Consider the following 25,474-nt stretch of genomic DNA (forward strand, 5'->3'; position numbering starts at 1 on the left):
TTAGTTGCTTTCTATAATTTTTATTTCCTCTTCCGTCAATTCGTAAAGCTGATAAACCAATTGGTCTATTTGGTTTTCTAAATCTGTTGTGTCATTCTCGATTCTGCGACCCTCTAAAACTTTCTCAACTAACTCAATGAACGGTTTTTGCTCCTTTTCTGAGATATTTTTAATTGGAATTTTTCAATGTATTGCACTTTGTATTCTAAATAGCCTCCTCTGCGACTAATGCTCCAAATATTCATCAAAAATGCAATTAGTTTTGAGTTTAAAATCGCTAATAAGTAACGACTATTTGATTTAATCAAAAAACCTGTCATATCAATTACTGAACCTCTAGTTAAAGTGAAATTATTGCCCAAAGAAACGTTTGGGTAGACAATATATTCAGAATTGTAATCAACGGTTTTGTTTACTTGTTGATATTCATACCAACATTTTGTTTTATTTACTAAGCCTTCCTTGATAATAGCTCTTTGAGATAACTTAATTTTATGTGTTTCAAGAAATGATGATATTTCTGGATTTTCATTTAGGTTAGCAATGGAATAGTCATCACTATATGGAAAGACTATTTTATTAGTAGGTTTAATCTGGCAATATTTTTTGATGTCTCTTCCAAATACATAAGGTTTTACCATTTTATCATCTTTCAAATCAGTAATAAAACCTTCATTAAACCCTGTCTTAACACCGACAATTGGCAGGCCACAAAATTCCTTGAATGGAACTGTACTAATTTTTACTTTTTCAATAATTTTGGAAATTCTATTATCAACGAATTTGAAATCATTTTGCGTAAAAATAGACTTTGATGTGCTTAACAAAACTACATTACTCAGTTTTTCTTTTAGAGATATAGTTGGTAATTCATTAAGACTGTAATAATTGAATTGGTAGTCATCTTTACTTTTCTTTATTGCAAAATAAATTAATGGATATGCAGTTGCACCTTCAAAAACTGGTAAGTCGTTGAAATTTATTATTTCGATTATTTCTGTGCTGTTAAGAAGAAATTTAATAAGTGGTTTGCCATAGCTTGCGTCAAAGAATTTACCTGATGTAATGAAGTTAAGGGCACCATTTAGTTTTAATAAATTTATGCTATTTTCATAGAAGAAAACATAAATGTCTGATTTACCTGAAAAACTCCTAAATTTAGTTTGAAAGTAACTACTTAAATCTTTTACTTCTTCTTGTCTTATATACGGCGGATTCCCAATCACCACATCAAACCCCACAAAATCACCATCATCATTCAGCACTTCGGGAAATTCAAAGCGCCATTCAAAAGCGTTTTCATAAATCTTGTTTGCCTTTATTTCTTCAATCTCAGATTCTAACTTTTTAGTTTCATCAGCAAGTTGCTTTACTTTCTTGTTCCAGTCCGCTTTTTCCTTATTGCTCATTTCAAAAAGTTGCCCCTGGTTGGTCATTTGAAACAAGTCGCCGGATAGTTTGCGGTGCTTTTTAACTTTGGGGTCGTTCAATGAAATTTCACTTCTGAAATCCGATTTAATGCCGGCAATCAGGCGTTCCATTTCTCGTTTCTGCTCTTTGTTTTGGGCATTTCGATAAGTAGCTACGGCAACCCGGTAGCTGTCCATCGTCCACTTGCTTTTTTCAAGGCTTGTTTCAGGTCGGCATCAATGGCAAAACGGCTTACCAATGAGTTCCCGCATTTGATGTTGATGTCAATGTTCGGAAGCGTCTCCAGCTCCGTGGCGTTCTTGTAATACGCGTTTTTCAACAACTCAATCCATAAACGCAACCGGCAAATTTTTACCGAATTGGAATTTATGTCCACACCAAAAAGGCAGTTTTCAATCAGGGTTTGCTTTTCGTGGAAGAGCGTTTCCTGAATGCGCTGGCTTTCGGAGTTAAATAGTGAGCCTGTCGAACTTATGGTAGGGTTGTATTCAAAGAGTTCTCCTTCTTCATCTGTAACAATCAATTCATCATTTACCACTTCCACCTGGTATTCCTTAAGACGCTTTCCGTCCCTGTCCTGGAGGATTTTTAAGTCATTTTTAACTGCAATCATTTCATTGAGAGCCGAAACCAAAAAGTGTCCTGAACCAACCGCCGGATCGCAAATTTTAATGCTATTTACAATCGCATTGGCTTCCTTACGGTCGTCAATTTTATCATAAAGTTCTTCAATGCCGGTACAGTTCCATTTATTGGTTTCATTGAATTTCTGCACCACGGCTTTGCGAATGGTTTCACGGCACATATACATAGTGATGAAACCCGGAGTGAAAAATGAACCGTCTTTATAGCCGTTTATTTTCTCGAAAATCAAACCCAATACCGAGGCATTGATAAGGGTCTTGTTGTCTTCCTGAATTTCTTCCGAACCTTCGCTGCTGAAATCATAAGCGTTCAAAAACTCAAACAAGTATTCTAATGTACCTAAATTCCCGGTTCTCTTTTTTCCTTGCTGGTCTTTAAGAACAGTGGAAGAAATTACCGGAATAGTTTTATCGTCTTTCAGGTTGCTAATAAATAAAGTAACCTGCTCAATATCTGTCGGCTCAAAAAGTGAAGAATTGAGATATGGAACTTTCTCAAACATCTTTTTTACTTCTTCGTTCCGCTCATCGTGCTTACGAGCCAAGACCTGAAAAAACAAGCTGTTCAGGTCGTCATAGCTCTTAATTTTATCAATATTGAGAAAAGAATACGATTTACCGTCTTTACCATTATTGCGTGACGAATTATGATAGGTGATGAGCTGTGCTTCCAACAACTTCAAAAACAAAATACGGTTGATCCAGGTGATGGTAAGCTCAAGGGCAACATTGAAGAGTTTCTCCTGTTGAGTGCTTCCAAATTGGCTGGGGCGTTCCAATCGACTCAATTTATCCAGGCTATCCAACTGAATAATGGTATCCTCCAGGATTGATCCGGAGTTTCTTTCTTCCGGTTTATTCCGTTCAATCAGTTTCTTGCTTCCTTCCTTGGTTTCCAGTCAGCCCAATAATGTGTAACAGCTCGCTGTAAAAGCGTTTGTCTAGGCTATTGCTGTCGTTGGTGAATGGAAGTTTTAAAAGATGCTCAGGCGACAACAATTTGAATAAAGCAATCAACGTATTATCGTCTGCTTTGTCTGAATTGCGCAGTGGCTTTTGATAATCCTGAATATTGAAATAAGTAAATTCAATTTCCGCGGTAATACTATCAATAAAGGGCTCGGCAATTTGCTTGTAGAAAAAATCAGTTTTCGTATCCGCCAAACGCCCGCCTTCAAAGTCAGTGAATTGCTTTACAAGGTTCTTGTTCTGGGCAAAAAGCCGGTCGAATAGGGTAGCGTCAAAAATGAACCATTCGTTGATATTGGTCGCCACCAAATGTTTTACTTCAAGATTTTTATGCGTAATCCGCTCCCGCAAATAGTAAAGCACCAGTTCCTGAAACGCCTTAACGTTCAGTTTCCGGGTAGTAATCATTTCGGCCCTGTTGGTCGGCTTTTTGGCTTCGAGAATTACACCCACGGTGCTGCCGGCAATATGTCCGTTATGAATGACAAGGTCGTTCCGCCCCTTCGTATTGATAAAATGATTTTGTTTATAGTAAGTATCCTTGAGAAAGTCGGAAACCAGGTTTTTATGAAACTCCTCGCTTTCGGTGTCATTGGTCCTGTCGAGTAAAGCAATGAGATTCGTCTTGAAACCCTCAATTTCAGTTCTGTTGGGTTTTACTTTTAAAAGGCTTTATTCAATGCCTTTTTGGTTTCAATTCCTTTAAAATCATTTAAAATTATATTTTCCCTTTCAGGTGGGTAAGATAGTATTTTTGGATGGAATGGGGTGGGGGTATTACATTGCCTTCCTCACTTTCCTTTTCTCCTCAACTCGGGTTTTTTTATCATTCATTAAATCGAACTCCTTTTGCTTTTTCACAATTCGATACCAAAGTATAGCCGGAATAGTATTATTGGAATGAATTTCCAATCTAATTAGTATTTTACTATTAGGTTCCTCCTTGCTATTTAATAATCGGCTAAGTGTAGATGTATGTAAACTAATATCCCTTGCAAATTCTGTATTTGTTTTTCTAATGGAGTGAATATATTCATTCAGAAAGTATCCAAAATTCTTTATTTCATCGTACTTGCTTGAATGTATATAATTTTCTATTTGAAATCTCAATCGAATCAATTCAGTTTGCAAATACTCCTTTTCCGTCATTTCACTTAGCCTTTTCAAACGCAATTCCATAAAGTTCTTATCCTGCTTATCTTTTACTTCAGGGGTTAGATCAAGTGGAAGGACAAATGATTCTGCAATTTCAGCATCTGAAAACTTCTTAGAAAGTTCTTCATAAACAGATTTCTTATTCTTAGTTGTCATTCTTCGTTTAATAAATAGTGAGTGATTAATTTTCGGGAATTATTTCCATCTGAAGCCATATGATCGGCCATTGGTAGAAGTCCATACTTTTCAGCGTAATGTTTTCGTAACATAGTTTTCGGGACCAGTGAAACAAATCCCAAACAACCTTCTTCGTATGAAACTCTACAGGCGTGGGCTATTAATATTCCGGCAACTCTTTCATATATTTTCTTTTTTCCTACATTCTCCATTGATACTTCCAATAACATAATTTGCACTCGAAATTCAATAGGAATCACTTTCAATGATAGTAAACCCAAAATCTCCTTTGTTTTAACTATACTTAGTTTAAAAATTCTATTTGTTTCAATCTCCCAATTGAATTGAAATCCTGTATTTATAGCAATCACAGAATAATCCTTTTTATCAAGTGGTAAGACTTCGACTTCTATATGCTGGCCAGTTGATTGTTGAATAACATACATATGCAAAAATACTAAAGTTGATGATATTTGTCAATTAATTTGATTGAATTATTACATTGAATTTGACAAAGGTATATGCTTAAAACATGGATATTCAACTCATTATAAAAACGAAATTCAAAAAAAGTTAGGAATTGCACAAATTACACCTTTTCTTCCGGATATAATAAAATAATAGAAATCCTCCAAATCTTTGAAACCCCGATGGTACCTCTTGTAAACGGAAGATTTATCATTTTAATTAATACCCTTACGGGCCTTCCAGTTTTACTTTCACCCTAATTCTTACTCAAAAATTTGGTTATTTATTTCTTCGTTTTTAATTACTAACCCTATACATCACATAAAAACCATTCGGCTCAGCCTTTGGAAATACTTCAATCGGCTCCATAAGTTTTGTTCCGCAATCACTGGTCGTTTTCTTTATCATATATCCCTTTTCAGGATAGTTAGTTATTTCAGAAACATAAAACCTATGTTCTGCTTTAATTGAGGTACTACCGGCAGTGTATGTGATTAAGTTGTAAAATGTAAACGGAGAACCGGACTTTTCAAATTTTACAGATTTAACCTTCTTCATTGATGGTGCTTTCGGTAAATCACAATGAACGAAACGGCTGGACGAAACATTAAATTCGCTAATGTTAACGGAAGTTTTTGGGGGCACAACTATTGTTGGTTTTTCAACATAATTTGTGCCTGTTGAAGAAGTTGATTGTACAGTTCTTAAATTGGACTTTAACGAATAATACCCCCTGAACATTACAGAATGACTTCCAATAATATCATTTGAACGGTTATTAGTAAAGACTCTGTTTTGATAATAGTCAGAGGAGAAACCATTCATTATAAAATGTGATTTTGTTAAATCAATTGTAATATCGCCTTCCGTTTTATTATGAAAAACAAAGCCCGGATTACCATTTTCCTGCCAAAAATTATAAATGATTTTTGCATTTGCATCATCATAAACGATACCATTTGACATTAGAGAGCCACCTTCATTCTCTACCTTATAAACCTGATAATAGGTGTAAATGCTACTGCATCCGCTAAACATTATTCCAAACATTAGCAACATTAAAGTTTTTTTTCATAATATGTTATTATTAAAGTTCATCCAAAAATACTATTTCACTTTGAATCTAAAAACTCAAATCGTCGAAAGAAAAGAAAATCAATTGAATCTTCAGTATTTTACTAATTACAAGGTTGTTCACTTTATCTATATGTTCATGTTTGTTGAACAAGAAATATACATAATTGAATCACAATATTATAAATAAGATTTTTCCAACATTCACTTTTCCACCCTGCCTCACAAAATCATAGATCTACGTTTAGCAGGAAAAGTAGGACGTATAAGTAAATATGCGGATGATTTGGAAAGAGTGGATAGGTTGATCATTTAACAGATTAAGAAGGGGACGATGGAAGGGTAGAACACGTTCTTATGAAATTTTTTTAAATCTGTTTTCAGTATTCGAATTTGTTCTTCTTCCAGATCATTGAAACTCCACCGGAAATCCACAAAAACAAAACACTCTTCTTGAAAATCAAATCCCCGCTAAGACTTCAGGTTGTAAATGACTTGTCTTATCGAAAAGACATCCCGCCGGGACTTCCCGTCACCAAAGGTGAGCGGGATAAACTTCTCGTCCCAGTTTATTGCTGCGCAATAAAAAGCCGCTATTCGCGGCTTTTGGTGATCACTTGTGATCCCGCTGGGACTCGAACCCAGGACCCATACATTAAAGTGTATTGCTCTACCAACTGAGCTACGGAATCATTGTTTTTCGCCTTAACGTTACCGTTAAAAGCGGGTGCAAAATAGTTTTTCCTTTATTAATCGAACAAGGAATGAGGAAGTATTTTTCTGAACATAATATGTTGTTGTAATTCAGTAATTTACAATACTACTCAACAATCGGTGCGCGTTCAAATGGCTTGCTTCGGTCAAATTGATAACGATAAGTATGGAGCTTTCGCCATTCTGTTGTATCGAGATTTTGGGCGACTTTCATCATTTTTGGATTGAAATCTCCTACCCAGGTGATGACCGTATCCTTGTAAATTCCCTTCGGTATGATGGTTTTTTCTCCGAATACGATCATCGCCGCTTCAACGCCTCTTCCATGCCAGACCCTGGAAACACCGAAAATTATTCCGGTCATCCGGTTGGGGGTTTTACGGAGCTTGTGGTAGAGGAATTTGAGCTTGCCGATGAGGTTGAGGTTGCCGTTTACATGTTTGAAGATCTGGTTTAACTCGGGCAGACTGATATAAAATCCAATCGGTTGTCCCTTGTAAAAGGCGAAGATGATGAGATCGGGATCAATGGCGGCTTTCATGGCTTTGAAGATTTTCTGCGCCGCGCTGCTGCTCATGTCTTTAAAATGGAATGCCCGCCCAGGGCAGCGTTATAAACCTCCTTGAAATTCTCCGCCACCTCACTGAGCTTCATTCCGCGCATGTTTCTCAGATCGAAGTCGGGGTCATTTTTTAAGACATTGTACTTCCGGTGAAAGATGGGCTGGGCCGGTATTTCCACACTTCTCCAGTACATGTATTGTCTGAAGTAAATACCAAAGCCATAATTCTCAAATAGCGCCGCGTAATAGGGCGGATTGTAGTTCATCGGATAAATGGGTGGCTCGTCCCAATTCGTGACCTGACAACCCCAGAATTGGTTCCTGTCGCCGAAGTTGATCGGGCCATCCATCGCTTCCAGCTTCCGCTCTTCTAACCACTTCTTCGCAGCATCAAAGAGGATGTTGGCGGCATTCTGGTCATCGATGCATTCGAAGAATCCGATCCCGCCGGTCCTGAAATTACTTGTATCGAGGGTTTTAGGATTGATAAATGCTGCAATGCGTCCGATGGGCTTGTCCTGGGCATCGTATAATATCCAGCGAATCGCTTCCGCACCTTCCCTGAAAAGCTTGTTTTTCTCTTTGTCGAATAACTTCTCAATGTCTTGTTTCAGATAGGGAACCCAGTGAGGATCATTGGCATAAATTCCCTTAGGGACAGCGTGAAATCGCTGTATATGAGCGGGGGTAGTGACTTCAGACAGGTACATCTTCTCTTTTTTGCAAAGCTAATTGCTGTTTTGATATGCTTTAAAATGGAGATTATATTTCTTCTTTAATTCCTTTCAATAGTTTTGCAATCGTGGGACAAAAAACTGTGATTATCACCGGCGCCGGTTCAGGTATTGGAAAAGCCTGTGCTGTGGCCTTTGCGAAAGCCGGTTATCAGGTGGTGATAGGAGGGCGGAGATTGGATAAACTGGATGCCGTGGCTGATGATCTGATCAGAAATGGTCATCAGGTGCTCTCCGTGCAATGTGATGTCAGCAAGGAGGAAGATTGCCGGAAACTGGTGGATGAAACGGTGAAGCGGTTTGGTGCAGTGGATGTCCTGATCAATAATGCGGGCATTTCGATGCGGGCCTTGTTTGCTGACCTCGATCTGAACGTGCTGCGAAAGGTAATGGATACCAATTTCTGGGGTGCCGTGTATTGTACGAAGTTCGCATTGCCTCATCTGCTGAAAAGCAAGGGCAGTGTGGTGGGCATTTCTTCTATTGCCGGAAAGAAGGGCTTGCCGGGACGTACAGGTTATTCTGCCTCCAAATTTGCACTGGAAGGTTTTCTGGAGACCCTGCGCACCGAGAACCTGAAGAATGATTTACATGTGCTGGTCGCTTGTCCCGGATTTACGGCCTCTGATATCAGAACTTCCGCGCTGGCCGCAGATGGTTCACAGCAGGGAGAAAGTCCGCGGGAGGAATCCGGTATGATGAGTTCGGAGGAAGTAGCGGAGAATATCCTCAAAGCCGTGCAAAACCGGAAACGTGACCTTGTGCTTTCCTTCAATGGAAAACTAACGGTGTTTCTGAATAAATTTATCCCGGGCCGATTGGATAAAATGGTGTATAAACACATGGCCAAAGAACCCGGGTCTCCCTTCAAATGATAAAATCGTAATGAAAAAAAATATGTTGAGTACTTCGAAGATCACTTCTTATACGCTTATCCTCTTCTTATTTATTATTAGCTCCTGTGTGCGTCCGCAGGTGACTTTGCAAAAGGAAATTGAAAAAGAAGAGGCCGCGTTGAATTTCGATTCGATGCCTGTTCCTGATCGTGCGAAAGCGGAACAACTGATTGCCCTCTACCTGAAATATGCGAACGAATACCAGGACGATACCCTTTCTCCTTCTTATTTGTTTAAAGCGGGAGAGTTACATGTCGCCACCGGAAAGTTTAATGAAGCCCTCGATCTCTTCGGCAGAGTGCAACGTTATCCGAATTATAATAAAGTAGCAGCCGCTTTGTTCCTGCAGGGTTTTGTGGCAGAGAATCATTTGCGGGATACGACGAAGGCCAGAAATTATTATGAGAAATTTATTGATACTTATCCTCAGCATGAACTGGCAGGCGATGCAAGAACGATGCTGCAACAGTTGAGTCTGAGTCCGGAAGCATTGATTGAATTGTTCGAGAAGAATAATGCAGGAATGGATACCGTATCGAATTCCGTAAATTAATTTTTTTATGGCGCGTCAGAAACCCAATAAGAGAGAGAAGTTTGCGGCTGCTCAGGCAGAGATGAAGTCGGCTCCAGCTTCTGTATTGACAAAATCACAGGTGCCGGTATGGTGGCCCTTGCTACCGGCTATCCTGGGTTTCTTCGTCTATGCCAATACGCTCAATCATGGTTTCGCCCTCGATGATTACGCTGCCATCCTCGAAAATTTAAGTACGCAGAAGGGATGGGCAGCCATCGGCGAGATTTTCAGAACGAGTTATCGCTATGGATATATTCTTTTGGCTGATGAACTCTATCGTCCGCTGACGAAGGCCATCTTTGCTGCTTTCTGGGCGATGTGGCCGGATAACGCTACACCGGGTCATGTACTGAATGTAGCTCTGTTTTCATTTACCTGCTATCGTGTGTATACTTTTACCGCGAAGTGGCGGCCCAATCAAATGCAGGTAGCCTTGCTTACCGCTGCACTTTTTGCTGTTCATCCCATCCACACCGAAGTAGTGGCCAATATTAAAAGTCTGGATGAAATTCTGGCTTTTCTTTTTTGTCTGCTGAGTCTGGATCTGTTTCTGGAATATACGAAATCCGGGAAAACGATGTCCGTTGTCGGAGCTGTTATTTGTTATTTCATCGCCTTCCTGAGTAAGGAAAGTGCCGTGACATTTATTGTACTCTTTCCGTTGATGGCCTGGTTCATTCACGGACAAGATTTCAAAACATCACTGAAAGGTACCCTTATCATGTTGGTTCCATTACTCTTGTTTTTTCTCATCCGTCACCAGGTGCTGAATGCCGATACGATTTTTAAAAGGATCCCTTTACGAAATTTACCCGTGCAGTAGCCATGCTCGGACTCTATGTATGGAAGTTGGTATTGCCCATAAATTTAAGTTTTGATTTATCCTACCCACAGGTATCACCGGCGAAAGTTTCGGATCTATCGTTTATTATTTCCGCAATTGTACTCTCTGCAATTCTCGTATCAGCTGTTATGGGTTTCAGGAAGAGAAGCTTATTAAGTGCATCACTGTTCATCTTCTTCGTTACGGCTTCCGTCTCCTCAAATATTTTTATGCTGATTGGTACGCATTATGGCGAGCGATTAATGTATGCTCCTTCTTTTGGTCTTTGTCTGGCGGTTTCTTCAGTGCTCGTCAGCAGGCTTGGAGGAGAGAAGTCCATCGGAAAATTATCTCCCGGACTTTCAGCAATAGCCATTGTCCTCGTTGGAGCCTTCAGTATACTGACCATCCTGCGAAATCCGGTATGGAAGGACAATACGACGCTCTATGCTTCCGGAATTGTTTCAGCTCCCAATTCTGCCCGCGTGCACTATTATCAGGGATTGCTTCTCGTAAAACCGGAAACAATCGCTTCCTATCCGGAATCATCCCGCGACAGTGTGGAGAAAGCCGGCATCTATCACTTGAAAAAATCAGTGGGACTGTATGCGCCTTTCGCCGATGCCTGGACACAGTTGGGTGTCGCTTACTACCGTAAAAAGAATTTCAAAGAATCATTGCAGTACTATGATGAAGCCTTGAAGTACAATAAATACGATCCGGTGGTGTACAATAATTCAGGTTCTGTTTATTTTGAGATGCAAAATTTTAATGAGGCCTTAAAGCGCTATACGGAAGCTGTCCGCTTAAAACCCGATTATGCGGATGCGTATATGAATATAGGAAGCTGTTACGGTGTCGCCGGACAATATGACCAGGCCCTTGTCTACCTCGAGAAAGCCGTCTTCTATGATCCTAAATTAGCACAGGCCTATTATATGATTGGTGTGACCTGGAAAAACAAAGGAAACGAGCAAATGGCGAATCAGTATTTCCAAAAAGCGGAAATGGCGAAGGTGAAAAAGTAAAAATGAGTAGAGAGATTAATGTTCCTTCTTTCTTCCGCAGAACTAAACAGTAAAATTTACAAGTAAAAGAAAATCCGCATAACGCTTTAAATTAACAGATGTCTCAAAGTGTCCGACGACAGTTGGCAGTCCGGAGTTTTTAGACATACAAGCCCTGTAGGGGCGGTATCTCTGTAAGAGGAGACCATCTTCACCCACCTATGATGCCTGCAGCCGACCTATGGTCGGCTGCAGGCGGTTGAAGGGATGGGGCAGTTTGTCGGTTACAGAGATACCGCCCCTACAGGGCTTATGTCGTGGGAATAAGCATCTTCGCGCTGACGTTATTCTTTTCCTGCCTTCCGATGAAAACTTACTCTGAAAATAGTTAAAGAACTCTTCGGAGTTTAATTTAGGGTGTTTCAGTCTGGAAGTCAGGAAATCCATTAGAAAAATGAAATTGAAAACACCGCATTAATAGGTGCAATTCAGGAAAATTATCACAAGCCTACTATATGATCGAAGTTACCTGGACGAACAAATGAAAAGAGCAAATGGCAAATCGGTTTTTACAAAAAGCGGAAATGGCGAAGGTGAAAAACTAAAAATGGCAGGAGAGATTAATGTTCCTCCTGACTTCCGCAGAAAAAAAAGTATAATTTATGAGTAAAAGAAAATCTGCATAACGATTTAAATTAACAGGTGTCTCAAGGCGTCCGACGGGTGGTAAGTGGCCTGAGTTTTTAGATGTACAAGCCCTGTAGGGGCGGTATCTCTGTAAGAGGAGACCATCTTCACCCACCTATGCCTGCAGCCGACCATAGGTCGGCTGCAGGCGGTTGAAGGGATGGGGCAGTTTGTCGGTTACAGAGATACCGCCCCTACAGGGCTTATGCCGAGGGAATAAGCATCTTCGCGCTGACGTTATTCTTTTCCTGCCTTCCGAAGAAAACTTACTCTGAAAATAGTTAAAGAACTTTTCGGATTTTAATTTAGGGTGTTGCAGTGTGGAAGTCAGGAAATTCATTAGTAAATCAAATTTGAAATCACCGCACTAAAAGGTACATGTCAGGAAAAATATCGCAAGCCTACTATATGATCGAAGTTACCTGAATGAACAAATGAAACGAGCAGATGGCGAATCAGTATTTTCAAAAGGCGGAAATGGCGAAGGTGAAAAACTAAAAATGGCAGAAGAGATTAATGTTCCTTCTTTCTTCCGCAGAACTAAACAATAAAATTTACAATAAAAGAAAATCCGCATAACGCTTTAAATTAACAGATGTCTCAAAGTGTCCGACGACAGTTGGCAGTCCGGAGTTTTTAGATATACAAGCCCTGTAGGGGCGGTATCTCTGTAAGAGGAGACCATCTTCACCCACCTATGCCTGCAGCCGACCTATGGTCGGCTGCAGGCGGTTGAAGGGATGGGGCAGTTTGTCGGTTACAGAGATACCGCCCCTACAGGGATTATGTCGTGGGAATAAGCATCTTCGCGCTGACGTTATTCTTTTCCTGCCTTCCGAATAAAACTTACTCTGAAAATAGTTAAAGAACTTTTCGGATTTTAATTTAGGGTGTTGCAGTGTGGAAGTCAGGAAATCCATTAGTAAATCAAATTTGAAATCACCGCACTAAAAGGTACATGTCAGGAAAATTATCACAAGCCTATTACATGACTAGCGTCAAGTGGAAGGACAAAGTTAACGAGTAGCGATTCAGTATTTTCAAAAAGCGGAAATGGCGAAGGTGAAATAGTAAGAGAAGCAACAAGAATTATTGCTCCTTCGACAACAACTCTTCCAACTCTTCCGGCGAAATATTATAGTGCATTTTTCCATCTACAGCCATGGAAATATTTCCGGTTTCTTCCGAGACAATAATAGAAATGGCATCACTTTGCTCAGTAATTCCCAGCGCTGCTCTATGTCTCATTCCATAATGAGCAGGTAAATCGGTGTTCTCCGTAACAGGAAGTACACATCGCGCCGCCTTGATTTTATTGTTCTCAATGATGACCGCACCATCGTGCATCGGACTATTCTTAAAGAAAATACTCTCAAGCAAACGTTTCGAAACTTCTGCATCCATGATATCTCCCGTGCGCTCGTAAAATTTCAAATCGGAAGAGCGTGCCAAGACCATGATGGCTCCCGTTTTATTCTTCGACATGGATGTGCAGGCTTTTACGATAGGAGAGATATTGGGTTTGCTGATAGCAGGTGCCTGCCAGTTCCAGGGTAATAATTTGCGCGTGAAACTATCCTTACCGGCAAAACTATTGCTTCCAATGACGAGTAAGAATCGTCGGATCTCCTGTTGAAAAACGATAATCAGCGCGATGACACCAATGCTCATGAATTGTCCGAGAATGGCTCCCAGCAATTGCATGTTCAGGATTTTTACAAACAACCACCACAGTACATAGATGGCGATGATGCCTATGAAAATATTAATGGCGGCTCCACCTTTTAGCAAGCGGTAGATTTTATAAAGAAGGAATGCGACAATCAGGATATCCAGGATATCCAGCAAACGCACACTCAGAAAACCGATATGAAATATTTCCATCTTTAGTACTACCGCTCAAAACTAATCATTTTTTACGGCTACCGGATCGAGATCGGGGAGATGTCGTCAGTTTAATTTCTTCTTTTATAACAAAACGCCAGGGGAGAAGTGCGTCATCAGCGGCATAGTCTACCCCGATTCGCGGAGTTACCTCCAGCTGATGGTTTTCAATGCTAATTCCCCTGTCTTCTATCCAAATATGCTGCCCAAAAAGTGAAATCCCGGAATGACTAAAGTGAAAACCCATCGCTTCACTGACTTTCCCCGGACCATTACTAAAATTCCTTGACATCGCTTTCATTTTCCTTCTTTTTTCCATGAGATCTATACCCTCCAGCGGTTGTATCGCTCTGATGAGTATGGCTTGTGGATGATCGGCCTTTCCCGTAACAACATTGAAAAGCGAATGAATGCCGTAACATAAATATACATAGGCACATCCTCCGGTGGCATACATCGTCTCCGTCCGTGCGGTTCTTCTTCCTCCGTAGGCATGAGAGGCCTTATCATGAATTCCGTTATAGGCTTCCGTTTCCGTGATGATACCGCTGCAGCAGGTATTGTCCACAGCGGAAACAAGCACCTTTCCAATCAGGAGTTTTGCAAGGGCGACTACATCTTCCTGCTGATAAAATGCTTTCCCCAGTTTCCTTTTCATTCCGATTTTACATATAATCTTCCAATGAAATCCAAACCCAGATCCCCGGTATCCAAAAGCCATCGCAGGACAGGTTCCAGTTTATCGACAGGCACATCCGGAATTTTTTTGGAAAGCTCAGCAGGAATAAGCGGATGAAGTTGCAACACTTCATGAATTTTTTCGGAAAGTGTTTCAACCTCCATATCATTCAGCGCAAGTTTATTTCGCTCTCTGCAAAAATCACAAGTCCCGCAGCGCTGCAGATTCTTCTCTCCAAAATAAGAAAGTAATAGAATGCTCCGGCATTGATGGGGATTGATTAAAAAATTACGAAAAGCATCCGCTCTGATTCTAAAGCGCAGCTTACGTTGTTCTAAAATTTCCTTAGGAATGTACAATTCACCCTCGGGAACTCTCCGATGCAGAAAAGTGACAGAGGGTTTCATGGTGACGGGAATATAATCCAGGATTCCAATTTTAGTGAGATAGATGAATTGCTTTTTCAGTTCCTCAACCTCTATCCCTGTCCTTCTTGAAAGTTCTGTTTCACTAAAGCGCACATAATCATCAAAGGTACCCGCATACGAGCGGAGTACACCTTTTACGAGAGGGTCATAGGCAGGTTGTTCCACCTGGAATTTATATAATTCCATTTGATGTGCAAGTATCCGAACTCTGGCCGGATGGTAAAAGGCATCACTCATGGAGATGTAGCCTGCCATTTCCAAAATTTTCAGACAGTTTAAAGTCTGGAGTGTTTCAAACTGATAGTGCTTGCAGAAAACGGTGAGTTCAAATTCGTAGCTGATGTCCAATCCTGCTCCTGTAGGGATCTGCAGAAAATTCGAGAGGGCCTTGTACACATTTCGGATGACTTCTCTCTCCGGAAAGTTAGCGATACAACGGTGCTCGAGATCCGCGAGATCAGCCTTGTCATAGAGAACCACTGCGTACGCCGGCTTCTCATCTCTTCCACCTCTGCCTGCTTCCTGATAATAACTTTCCAGATCATCCGGAAGGTCCATATGGATAACAGAACGCACATCAGGTTTATCGATCCCCATACCAAAAGCATTCGTCGCTACAATCACTCGTGTTGCATTTTTCTTCCAGGCTTGCTGTCGTTCCTCTCTCGTTTGATGGTCCAGTCCCGCATGATAGTAATCGGCACTGATTTGCATTTTCCTCAACTCGGTGGCAATCTCCATCGTCTTTCTTCTGTTTCGAACATAAACAATAGAGGTGCCCGGCACATTTTTTAAGACTTTCAGCAAGTGGGCGAATTTATTTTCCTCCAGTCGCACCAGATAGGAGAGGTTAGGTCTCGCAAAGCTCTTGGTGAATACGGAGAAGTCTTTAAATAAAAGTTTCTCGCAGATATCTTTCCGGACTTCCGGTGTGGCTGAGGCGGTAAGTGCAAGTATGGGGATGTCAGGAAAGGTTGAGCGGATCTCGGCCAATTGAAGGTAGGGCGGACGAAAATCATAACCCCATTGAGAAATACAATGCGCCTCGTCGACAGCGATTAAATTCAGTTTCATCTCCTGTAGAGCTTCTCTGAACCTTTCTGATGACAGTCGCTCCGGAGAGACATATAGAAATTTATAATCACCGAGCTGACAATTATTCAAAGCAAGTTCCACTTCCCCTTTTTTCATTCCGCTGGTGATCGCCACTGCGCGAATTCCCTTATCCCTGAGTTGCTGCTCCTGATCTTTCATCAATGCGATCAGCGGAGAAATCACCAAACATAATCCGGGCATGGCCATAGCCGGCACCTGAAAGCAAATGGATTTCCCACCACCTGTAGGCAATAAAGCCAGCGTATCCTTTCCATCAATGATAGATCGGATAATTTCCTCCTGTAAAGGACGAAACCGGTTATAACCCCAGTATTGAGAAAGGACCTGATGTATTAAACTCATTGGTATAAAAATAAAACATCGGCCTCAATAATCTGAAGCCGATGTTTTAAAATTAGGGGTCTTGAATTAAAAGGTGACTGTAATTCGCTCCGGATCAATTTCAGCAGGCCTCACTGTCATCACCGGAATTTTAGAACCATTGATGACTTTGGTAGCATAGGAGCCCATCAGCAATCCGGTGATGGAAGGTTCCTGCTCAGTCATGATGACCAGCAGGTCGGCTTCAATTTCGGCTGAACTCTGCAGAGTACTTTTAGCGAGATCGTCTCCTTGTTTATAAATCGACTCTGTAATGATGCCATGACCAGAGAGAAAATCTTCCACCTGTTCAATCTTAATCTTGAATTTTCGTTGATAATCTTCATTGCCGTTTCTCATTAATCCGATTACGACTACTCTTGAATTATAATGCTTCGCTATTTCCAGGGCGAAATTTACTTTCTGTCTGGATTCGGCGCTGTCATCAATAGGCAAGGCAATTTTTGCAAAGCCCACTTTGGTGATATGTGTTTGCACTGAAATCACCGGACAAGGTGCTTCCTGTACTACACGCGTGGTATTACTTCCGATGATATAACTGCTGCCACTTGCTCCGTGCGTGCCCATGATGATGATATCCACATGAGCTTGCTTCGCTGTGTGAACGATCCGCTTATAGATCTTACCAACTTCCGTAATAATCTGAACCTGTACGCCATGTTGACGATGTATTTCATCAGCAAGTTCCTTCAGCTTCTCATTGGAAGCTTCTTCTACTTTCTTTTCAAAACCCGTGAAGGCATGAGAGATGGAACTTGGAAATGTAGTTGCTTCAACGATATGCAGGAGATAGATATCCGCTTTCAGCAATTTAGCCATGAAGATAGCATGCTCCAGACTAAGGGCTGCAGTCTCTGAAAAATCGTAAGGAATAAGGATTTTTTTGATGTTAAGGTCTTTTTGCATAACGTATAGTTTCTAAGTAATTACATATTCAGTTGTATCCTTGCGTTCGATAGGGCGGATACTACAGATGGGCACCTCTGAATTATTGATGATCTGTTGTGATTCAGTACTTACAAAAACAGTCCAGTCGGATTCCTTTTGTGTCATAATGATAATCAGGTCAGCATTGATTTTATCTGAATATTCAAGTACACCTTCAGAAATATCCTTATGCTTATAAAATTCCCCGGCACATGCAATCTCATGGCCTGCTATAAAAGCTACTACCTGATCCATCTGTCGCTCCAGCTTGTTTATGAGGAATTCATCCTCTGTATCAATCACTGACATCACTTTTACCGTAGAATTAAAAAAACGAGCAATTTCAATACATTGCGTCACTTTTTCCTTAGTCTCTTTAGATAGGTCTAAAGGTAGCAATATTGTATTACATCCCGATCTATGCTTCTTACCTTTAATAGTAATTACCGGGCATGGTGCATCACTGATGACACGAATAGCGTTAGAACCGATAAATTTCTTCTTTAGGGTGGTCTCTCCCGATGTACCCATTACGATAAAAGAAGCATTAATTTCTTTGGCCACTTCGGCAACAACATCATAAATCTTTCCTTTTTCAATTCTGGTGTTAAACTCAAGTCCGGATTTAGCCTTGGCATCATTCGCCATACCGTTTAACTTTGTTTGTATACCTAAGCGTAATAATTCTTCCTGATCTTCCTTGGAGGAGAACAAATGGAGGACAGAAGAGAAGAGTGCTTCATCAATGACATGAAGCAAGGTTATATCAGCTGACGACATTCTCGCCAGATTGTATGTTTGACTTAACGCAATGGTTGACTGTTCACTGAAATCAATGGGTACTATTATATGTCGCTTTTCCTTAGTCATTTACTTGGGTTTCTATTACATTTGTTGACTGCAAAAATATTTGATTAATAGTTATGACACAAATACCTGAATCTGAATTAATTTTAAACAAAGACGGAAGAGTCTATCATTTGAACCTTTTACCGTCCGATTTAGCTCCTATTGTCATTAACGTAGGTGATCCTGACCGTGTTGCAATGGTGAGTGCCTATTTTGATCAGGTAAAGGTAAAAAAACAAAAAAGAGAGTTCATCTCTCATACCGGCTCCTACAAAGGGAAAACAATGACAGTACTCTCTACCGGCATAGGAACTGACAATATAGATATAGTATACAATGAGTTAGATGCATTGGTGAATATAGATCTGCCTACCCGGACGATTAAGAAAGAATTTGAAAAATTGTTTTTAGTACGAATTGGTACTTCAGGTTCGTTACAGGAGGATATTCCGGTCGATAGTTTCGTGTGTTCAGAATATGGTCTGGGCCTGGATGGTTTGATGAATTTCTATAAACTGGAGAATGATGATTATGAAGATAGTATAATTCAGGCTTTTAGAAAACACTATCCCAGTCATGGTATATTGGCTCAACCCTATATTTCGAAAGGATCTGAACGGTTGATTGATTTACTGTCCCCCGAAATGCATAAAGGAATTACAGCTTCCTGTTCCGGCTTTTACGCTCCTCAAATGCGTCAGCTTCGTCTTGAACCGGCCAGGCCTGATATGATTGAGCGCTTAAGTTCCTTCCGTTTTGAAAGTGAACGCATCACCAACTTCGAAATGGAAACAGGGGCGATGTACGGTTTGGCTAAATTACTCGGGCATCATTGCTGTTCTGTTAATGTGATTGTGGCCAACCGGATTGCTCAACAATACTCAGTTGATGCCGAATCAGCCATGCATAAGCTGATAAAAATGGTGCTGGATCGCCTCAGTACTTTGTAATATTTTATAGTTTGTGATAGCATTTCCTCTAACAGGTTATTTGATTATCAATAAGATAACACTGATCCTAAGTTAATTTTTGTTTATTTCTGTTGTAAGCCGGTACTGCTTTTAAGGTATTTAAAAGCTGTTCGTGGAATGCTTTTCGTTGGCCATGGTTCAATTGAAATTGAAAAATCATGGAAAAAAATTACTCTTTCTATTCTTTTGTCTGAACATATGTTTGGGCAACACACGCGGAGCTACTTATTATAGCAAGACCAACGGTGGCAATTGGAATGATAATTCGAGCTGGTCGACGACAGGTTATGGACAGGCTACCAATTCCGGAACATTCCCAAAGTCCGGCGACTATGCTTATATCGGTGATGGCTATACCATAATTGTCAATGTCAACTGCACCACAAGTTATCTCTTCATCGGACAAGGCACCTCCGGTGAACTGGAGTATTCTTCAGCAGGAAGCTACAATGTAACCGTCATTAACAATGTCACGGTAAATGCAGGAGCCAATTTGAAATATACAGGTAATAGTACAAGAACCCATACTTTTCAAGTGGGTAATAATTTAATCAACAATGGTAACATTGATTTTTATTCGGATGCAGATGATGTCGTGAATCTGGTATTTTATCGCTCTGCCAACTCCGTCGTATCGGGTTCAGGTACGCAGGATTTAAACAGAGTCACCATTTCTAAGAGTGCATCGACTACGTATTATGCGGAAATTCAAAGTACAAGTTTCGAAGCTGCCATACGTGAACTGGTTATTACATACGGAACATTTCATCATAATAATTCTTCTATATATGAAGTAAACAGTTCTGCCGGAAGTGGCTTCAATATTCCGGCCGATGGCATTGTAAAAGTAAGTCAGGGTACATTGCACTTATCGCCTACACAAGATGAATTAACTTTGTCCGGGTCTATTTATGTTACAGGCGGAATATTGAAGGTAGGTTCATCCACCGGTCTGGGCGGACTTCGCTATGATAAAACAACCTCCTTCGTTCCAAGATTGGATATTGAATCGGGGGAAATGGAGGTCCATGGTGGAATCACCTATAAGTCCGGTTCTTCCTCATCTTCCTTCAACTTTACTAGTAGTGGTGGCAATTTACTTTTAAATACTGGAACATCGGGAACTGCAGATATTGTTTTTCGCATCAATGATGTCACAGGAAGCACGTGTACCTTTCTGGATGGAAGTATTATTCTTGAAAAGCCAAATACAACCGGCACTTCGGTAACTGATGTCCAACTTTGTTCCACCAATGGTACTGTTGCTACAACGGGAGGATTTCTGCAATTTGGAAATGAAGAGAGTGGATCCGGACTTACTTATACATTTACACCGCATAGTTCTGTCACTTTTCCCAATATTATCCTCGCCGGTCCATTAGCGAACAGCGCCATTTTATGCCCTTCGGAAAATTCAACAGAAGATATTCATCTAATCAGTCTGAATGTTTATGAAGGAAAAACTTTTGATATCCGTTCCGTTGCAGGTACAACGGGTGATAGCCGCTCCTTCTTCCTTACAGGTAATTTCGATGGAATCAATTCGCTCTATTGCGATGGAACTTTTGTTGCCCGCAATTCAACACTGACATTAGAAGGCGGAGAAGGACAACAAATAGCCGGAAGCGGAACATTAGAATTTCATCATTTTGATATCAATAATGGAACAGGGATGACATTGGGAAATGATATCAGGATTTCAGGAACACTCTCTCTTAACAGTGGCGTGATCTACACAACTTCAGAAAACACATTAACCATTTCTCCGACCGCAAGCCTGGGTATAGGAAGTGCGTCGTCTTATATAGACGGTCCACTGATTAGAGAAGTAAGTACAGATGTCACATCTGCCTTAAATTTCCCGATAGGGAAGGATGGGAGCTACCGTCCATTGCAACTGGAAGTTTCTCACTCAACAAATGCAATGGTAACCTATAGCGCCGAACTCAATAATGCCAATGCCAGGGATCTGAATTACAGTTTGCCGGGCAGCATTGACAGAGTATCTGCAGTAAGGTATTATTCCTTATCACGGAGTGGTGCATCCAATTTGAATTCGGTGGCGTTTACTATTTATTATGATGCCGGGGATGGAGTGGATGATCCATCAAATTTAAGAATGGTGATGGATGATGGTTCCTCTAATTGGACAGATATAGGGGGCACAGGTACAGGTCCAACAAGTGGAAGTATTACTTCATCGCCCCTGGGAACTATGAATGGAATTATCGTTCTGGGCAATACAACAGGGGGAAGTAATTCCTTGCCGGTAACATGGATGTATTTCAGAGCAGGAAATACAGAAGGATATTCCCTGCTCGAATGGGCGACAGCGGCAGAAAAGAATGCTGATTTTTTTGAAGTGCAACGCAGTTTCGACGGAAGAAATTGTGAAAATTTAACCCGGATCGCTGCTGCCGGTAATTCCGCAACGCCGAAATACTATTCTTATATCGACCGTGCTGCTCAGTATACCATCCTGTATTACCGGATCAGACAAGTGGATCTCGATGGAGAATATACCTATTCTCCTATGAAAGTACTCAACGGGAAGACTTCTCCAACCCTGCTATTCCCCAATCCTCCTGTTGAGCAGGCATACACCATCTCTTTGTCCTCCGAATTCACCGGTAAAATCACCGTTACAACAATGAATCTAAATGGAACTATTATAGAGACACGAACGATGGATAAACCCGAAACAATTCTCCACTGTTCCGCTCCTCAATCGATTTCAGCTAATAATCTTCTGGTGCATATCACTGATGAATCCGGAAAACAATGGACAGGCAAACTGCTCACGGCTGGAAATCATGAATAAACAGGAGTGGATTAATCCTTAAATTAGTCAACGCTTTCATTGAATACACCTTCTCGAATTGCCGATAAAATGAAAATGTGAACAGCGTTACACAAATCGAATTTTAAGACAGTTCCTCTCCGGATTCGCTCCTTACTGAACCGTCAGCTTAATTATTCTGTTATCTATTCTATACTCACTTTTCTATTCACTTTACACCTTACATTACAATTGTAAGATTTCTCTCCATTTGTTAATTTATCAACCTTAAGCACCTGCATATTTGAATCACCAACAACAATAGTCTAATAATGCAGCGCATGAAAACTTTAATCATGCCGCTCCGAAAATCCGGGTTCATAGCCCTTCTTGTTCTGAGTTTTCTCAGTGAAAGTAATGCTAGAACCTATTATTCTCGACAGAGCGGTCTCTGGAGTGTGAACACCTCCTGGTCAACAGTAACCTATGGTAGTCCGGTCAATGCCGGCACCTACCCGCAAAGAGGTGATGTGGTATTCATCGGCGATGGACATAACATTTCAATGAATGTTAATTCCGTTACCGCGAGCATCACCATCGGGCAGGGTGCCTCAGGTTCCTTGCTCTATTCCAATTACCTGACCTTCCTGATGGTTGTCGCCGGAAACATTACTGTGAACAACGGTGCTACTTTTGGTTATGCCTCCAATTCATCAAGGATGCATAATCTTTTCATAAGTGGAAGTATCATCAACAATGGCGCAGTGGATTTATATGTGGATGCCAATGATTATGTGAATGTCACCTTTAATTCGGCCATCAACTCTACCATTTCCGGGACAGGTTCCTGGGATTTGAATCGTGTCACGGTATTTAAATCCACATTGACCTCCTACAGACTGGAAGCAACTGTGCTGGCATTTGAAACGGCCATCAGGGAACTTGTGGTTAGTTTCGGAACCTTTGCACATAATAACCGATTTACCTATAATGTAAATCCTGCATTGGGTGATTTTACCGTTGGTCCGAATGCTATTATTCAAGTGATGGATGGTGTTCTTCACCTTTCGCCTAATTCAAATTATGTTTATCTGCAAGGTCAGATTACAGTGACAGCGGGTACCATGCGTATTGGTTCTGCAGCCGGAAGCTTTGGGTTGAGGTATGACCAGAGCGGTGCAGTAATTCCTGCTATTGATGTAACCGGTGGTACATTGTCAGTATATGGTGGTATTACTTACCGGTCAGGAAATTCAGGTGACCCGGTTCGATTTAGTCAGAGTGGTGGCAATGTGCTCCTCAATTCAGGATCTACCGGAACCAACCTCGAAGTGTTCAATATTGGAAATAGTGCGTCCAGTCGCTTTACCATGAGTGCCGGAACAATTACCTTGCAGAAACCGGGCAGTAATGCAGCTTTAACCGACTTCAATATTTGTGGCACATCCGGTACAGTCACCGTGAGTGGCGGAAAGGTTGTTTTTGGGAATGCGAGTACAGCTTCAGGTTCCACTTTTAAATTTACACCTTATGCTACAGTGAACCATCCCAACTTCCGCGTTTCCGGTCCCGCAGCAGCTAGTGTGACCCTTTGCCCTGCAGCCAATGAAACGGCTGATTTCAGATTAATGAGCTTAAATATTGATGCCAGTAAAATCTTTGACAATCGCTCCATTTCAGGTACAACCGGTGATTCAAGAAATATTATTCTGACGGATAATTTCGACGGCTTACATGCCTTCTATAACAATGGAACTTTTACACCGCGTACGGGAACGGTAACACTACAGGGAGGTGAAGGATTATGGATAGGAGGTAGTAGTACTACTGCATTTCATAATCTGACCATTAATAACAGCCTGGGTTCAAATCTGACGCAAACTATTCAAATCAGTAATACTTTATTGATGTTGGATGGGGTTATGTTTTCCTCTGCAGCAACACCTGTGGTTTGCCTTGCCGGTGCGGCATCAAATATTGGTTCTTCCATCTCATATGTCGATGGTCCGATGCAACAACTGGTGGCAAGCAGTAGTGCACAAAGTATTAATTTCCCTGTAGGAAAAAATGGTGCATATAGACCTATCATCTTAGCCGTGCAACATTCATCGGCAGCTACTGTTACCTATTCTTCCGAAGTTTGGAACAACTCAGCCAGAGCTATGGGCTACTCATTACCGCCTACATTGACATGGGTATCCGATATTCGTCACTATACCATCACCCGCTCAGCTGTTGCCAATCTCAGCAATGCCAGGGTCACTTTATCCTACGGTGCGGATGACTTTGTAACGGATTTCAGCAATCTTCGTGTAGCACGTGACAATGGTGCATCTGCATGGCTTGATCTCGGAGGAGTGGGTACCGCAAATGGTACGGGAAGCATTACTTCTGCTAATTTTAATGGCTTCAATAATTATTTTACACTCGCTAATGCCAGCGGAGGTGTGAATCCTCTTCCGGTTGAATTTGTAAAGTTTAACGCAAACGCTATGGATAATTATATTCTGGTAGACTGGACCACAGCAGCTGAAGTTAATAGCGACTTTTTTGAAGTACAACGCAGTGGTGATGGTCATGAATTTAAACCCATCGGTCGCGTGTTGGCCAAAGGATTCTCCAACCGTATTTCCGATTATCAATTTAAAGATGAACAACCACTTAAAGGAACAAGTTATTATCGCCTGCGTCAGGTAGACCGTGATGGGACAGATGAATTTACCAATATAGTGGCCGTTAACTTTACAAAAACGACCTTATCGGTGTTTCCGAATCCGATAGCTGACAGGACCATCAGCATGGTTCTTCCGGAGCAGGGGGGTGATCTTTTAGTAGCGAATCTCTTCGATATGACAGGAAAAAATGTGCAGCAAATCGGGAATATCATTCGGGATAGCTATTCTACCCAATTGCAAATTGATGCATCCCTTCTCCCCGGCACTTATTTACTCAAGGTGAGTGATGGTAAAGGGAAAGAGTGGCAGGAAAAAGTAGTTCTTACTTTTTAAAGAAGATTGATTATTTTTCAGGTCTGAAACAGGACCACATGACAGAAGTAATAAGTTTTAAAACCGAGGATAAAGATAAAGCCTCCATCATTTTTGCAATCAGGCAAAAAGTCTTCGTGGAAGAGCAGCATGTCTCTCACGAAGAAGAATATGATGAACATGAGGACGAAAGCATGCATTATATGCTGTTGGTGGATAAGCAGCCGGCGGGTACAGCCCGCTGGCGCTTTACCAATGATGGTATTAAGTTGGAGAGATTTGCTCTTCTGCCTGAGTTTAGGAATAAAGGATATGGTTCGTTTTTAGTGAATACAGTGTTAAAGGATGTTATTCCTTATGGTAAAATGACATACCTGAATGCGCAAGTGAATGCCATGAATCTTTATAGCAGAGCAGGTTTCTATCAGGTGGGAGAGTTGTTCTATGAAGCCAATATTCCGCATTTCAGAATGATCTTTAAAAATACGGTGTCCTAATCCCTGAAAGCAGTAAAGCCGTTTAATTTTCCGATTTTTGCAAACGGTTGTATGAAGGTTA

The 25,474-nt window shown here is 41.1% G+C and carries 18 protein-coding genes, 1 tRNA gene and 1 pseudogene; 8 read left to right on the forward strand and 12 right to left on the reverse strand.

Translation table 11 applies throughout. The features are described 5' to 3' along the window. The 7 genes and pseudogenes from IPJ86_12645 to IPJ86_12675 all read right to left on the reverse strand — a co-directional run bounded on the left by IPJ86_12645 (window position 1) and on the right by IPJ86_12675 (window position 7,904). Window positions 1-3,763, reverse strand: a pseudogene (locus IPJ86_12645) (class I SAM-dependent DNA methyltransferase). A 58-nt stretch (window positions 3,764-3,821) separates the two neighbouring features. Further along, window positions 3,822-4,355: a hypothetical protein gene (locus tag IPJ86_12650; GenBank protein ID MBK7888097.1), complete on the reverse strand. Its 534-nt coding sequence runs from the start codon at window positions 4,353-4,355 to the stop codon at window positions 3,822-3,824. After that, entirely contained in the window at window positions 4,352-4,822 is a 471-nt protein-coding gene (locus IPJ86_12655) for a hypothetical protein (GenBank protein MBK7888098.1), read from the reverse strand. The genes IPJ86_12650 and IPJ86_12655 overlap by 4 nt, the downstream gene beginning before the upstream one ends. Window positions 4,823-5,141: 319 nt before the next feature. Next, window positions 5,142-5,894: a hypothetical protein gene (locus tag IPJ86_12660; protein MBK7888099.1), complete on the reverse strand. Its 753-nt coding sequence runs from the start codon at window positions 5,892-5,894 to the stop codon at window positions 5,142-5,144. A gap of 644 nt (window positions 5,895-6,538) precedes the next feature. Beyond that, window positions 6,539-6,610: transfer RNA gene (locus IPJ86_12665), tRNA-OTHER, on the reverse strand. Between the two features lie 128 nt (window positions 6,611-6,738). After that, complete coding sequence (locus IPJ86_12670; protein MBK7888100.1) at window positions 6,739-7,173, reverse strand: hypothetical protein; 435 nt, start codon at window positions 7,171-7,173, stop codon at window positions 6,739-6,741. A 32-nt stretch (window positions 7,174-7,205) separates the two neighbouring features. After that, a complete protein-coding gene (locus IPJ86_12675; protein ID MBK7888101.1) occupies window positions 7,206-7,904 on the reverse strand; it encodes a hypothetical protein in 699 nt (232 codons plus the stop codon). Window positions 7,905-7,996: 92 nt separating this feature from the next. On the opposite strand from IPJ86_12675, the gene IPJ86_12680 reads away from it, so the two are divergent. The 4 genes from IPJ86_12680 to IPJ86_12695 are packed head-to-tail and all read left to right on the forward strand — an operon-like array spanning window position 7,997 to window position 11,249. Next, entirely contained in the window at window positions 7,997-8,803 is an 807-nt protein-coding gene (locus tag IPJ86_12680) for an SDR family oxidoreductase (GenBank protein MBK7888102.1), read from the forward strand. A gap of 10 nt (window positions 8,804-8,813) precedes the next feature. After that, window positions 8,814-9,377: a tetratricopeptide repeat protein gene (locus IPJ86_12685; GenBank protein ID MBK7888103.1), complete on the forward strand. Its 564-nt coding sequence runs from the start codon at window positions 8,814-8,816 to the stop codon at window positions 9,375-9,377. A 7-nt stretch (window positions 9,378-9,384) separates the two neighbouring features. Further along, window positions 9,385-10,221: a hypothetical protein gene (locus IPJ86_12690; GenBank protein ID MBK7888104.1), complete on the forward strand. Its 837-nt coding sequence runs from the start codon at window positions 9,385-9,387 to the stop codon at window positions 10,219-10,221. A 2-nt stretch (window positions 10,222-10,223) separates the two neighbouring features. Continuing rightward, complete coding sequence (locus IPJ86_12695) at window positions 10,224-11,249, forward strand: tetratricopeptide repeat protein (protein MBK7888105.1); 1,026 nt, start codon at window positions 10,224-10,226, stop codon at window positions 11,247-11,249. Between the two features lie 1,755 nt (window positions 11,250-13,004). On the opposite strand, the gene IPJ86_12700 is transcribed toward IPJ86_12695, so the two are convergent. From IPJ86_12700 to IPJ86_12720, 5 genes are all read right to left on the reverse strand, one after another. Further along, a complete protein-coding gene (locus tag IPJ86_12700; protein MBK7888106.1) occupies window positions 13,005-13,799 on the reverse strand; it encodes a TIGR00159 family protein in 795 nt (264 codons plus the stop codon). A gap of 25 nt (window positions 13,800-13,824) precedes the next feature. Beyond that, entirely contained in the window at window positions 13,825-14,457 is a 633-nt protein-coding gene (locus IPJ86_12705; GenBank protein MBK7888107.1) for a DNA-3-methyladenine glycosylase, read from the reverse strand. Continuing rightward, entirely contained in the window at window positions 14,454-16,364 is a 1,911-nt protein-coding gene (locus IPJ86_12710; GenBank protein ID MBK7888108.1) for a RecQ family ATP-dependent DNA helicase, read from the reverse strand. Before IPJ86_12710 ends, IPJ86_12705 begins: the two co-directional genes overlap by 4 nt. Before the next feature lie 66 nt (window positions 16,365-16,430). Further along, window positions 16,431-17,309, reverse strand: a complete 879-nt coding sequence (locus IPJ86_12715; protein MBK7888109.1) for a universal stress protein — start codon at window positions 17,307-17,309, stop codon at window positions 16,431-16,433. Window positions 17,310-17,321: 12 nt separating this feature from the next. Continuing rightward, window positions 17,322-18,200 carry a universal stress protein gene (locus IPJ86_12720; protein ID MBK7888110.1) on the reverse strand — a complete coding sequence of 293 codons (879 nt, stop codon included), beginning with the start codon at window positions 18,198-18,200 and terminating at the stop codon, window positions 17,322-17,324. A 53-nt stretch (window positions 18,201-18,253) separates the two neighbouring features. Between IPJ86_12720 and IPJ86_12725 the strand changes: the two genes are divergently transcribed. From IPJ86_12725 to IPJ86_12740, 4 genes are all read left to right on the forward strand, one after another. Further along, window positions 18,254-19,129 carry a nucleoside phosphorylase gene (locus tag IPJ86_12725; protein ID MBK7888111.1) on the forward strand — a complete coding sequence of 292 codons (876 nt, stop codon included), beginning with the start codon at window positions 18,254-18,256 and terminating at the stop codon, window positions 19,127-19,129. Window positions 19,130-19,283: 154 nt separating this feature from the next. Then, the gene (locus tag IPJ86_12730) at window positions 19,284-21,971 is read left to right on the forward strand and encodes a hypothetical protein (GenBank protein ID MBK7888112.1); all 2,688 of its coding nucleotides are present in this window, start codon (window positions 19,284-19,286) and stop codon (window positions 21,969-21,971) included. 299 nt (window positions 21,972-22,270) lie between these two features. Then, entirely contained in the window at window positions 22,271-24,937 is a 2,667-nt protein-coding gene (locus IPJ86_12735; protein MBK7888113.1) for a T9SS type A sorting domain-containing protein, read from the forward strand. A gap of 38 nt (window positions 24,938-24,975) precedes the next feature. Further along, window positions 24,976-25,413, forward strand: coding sequence for a GNAT family N-acetyltransferase (locus IPJ86_12740; GenBank protein ID MBK7888114.1), 438 nt, complete (start codon window positions 24,976-24,978; stop codon window positions 25,411-25,413). Window positions 25,414-25,474: the final 61 nt, after the last annotated feature.

The organism is Bacteroidota bacterium (assembly GCA_016713925.1).
Lineage (GTDB): Bacteria > Bacteroidota > Bacteroidia > AKYH767-A > OLB10 > JAJTFW01.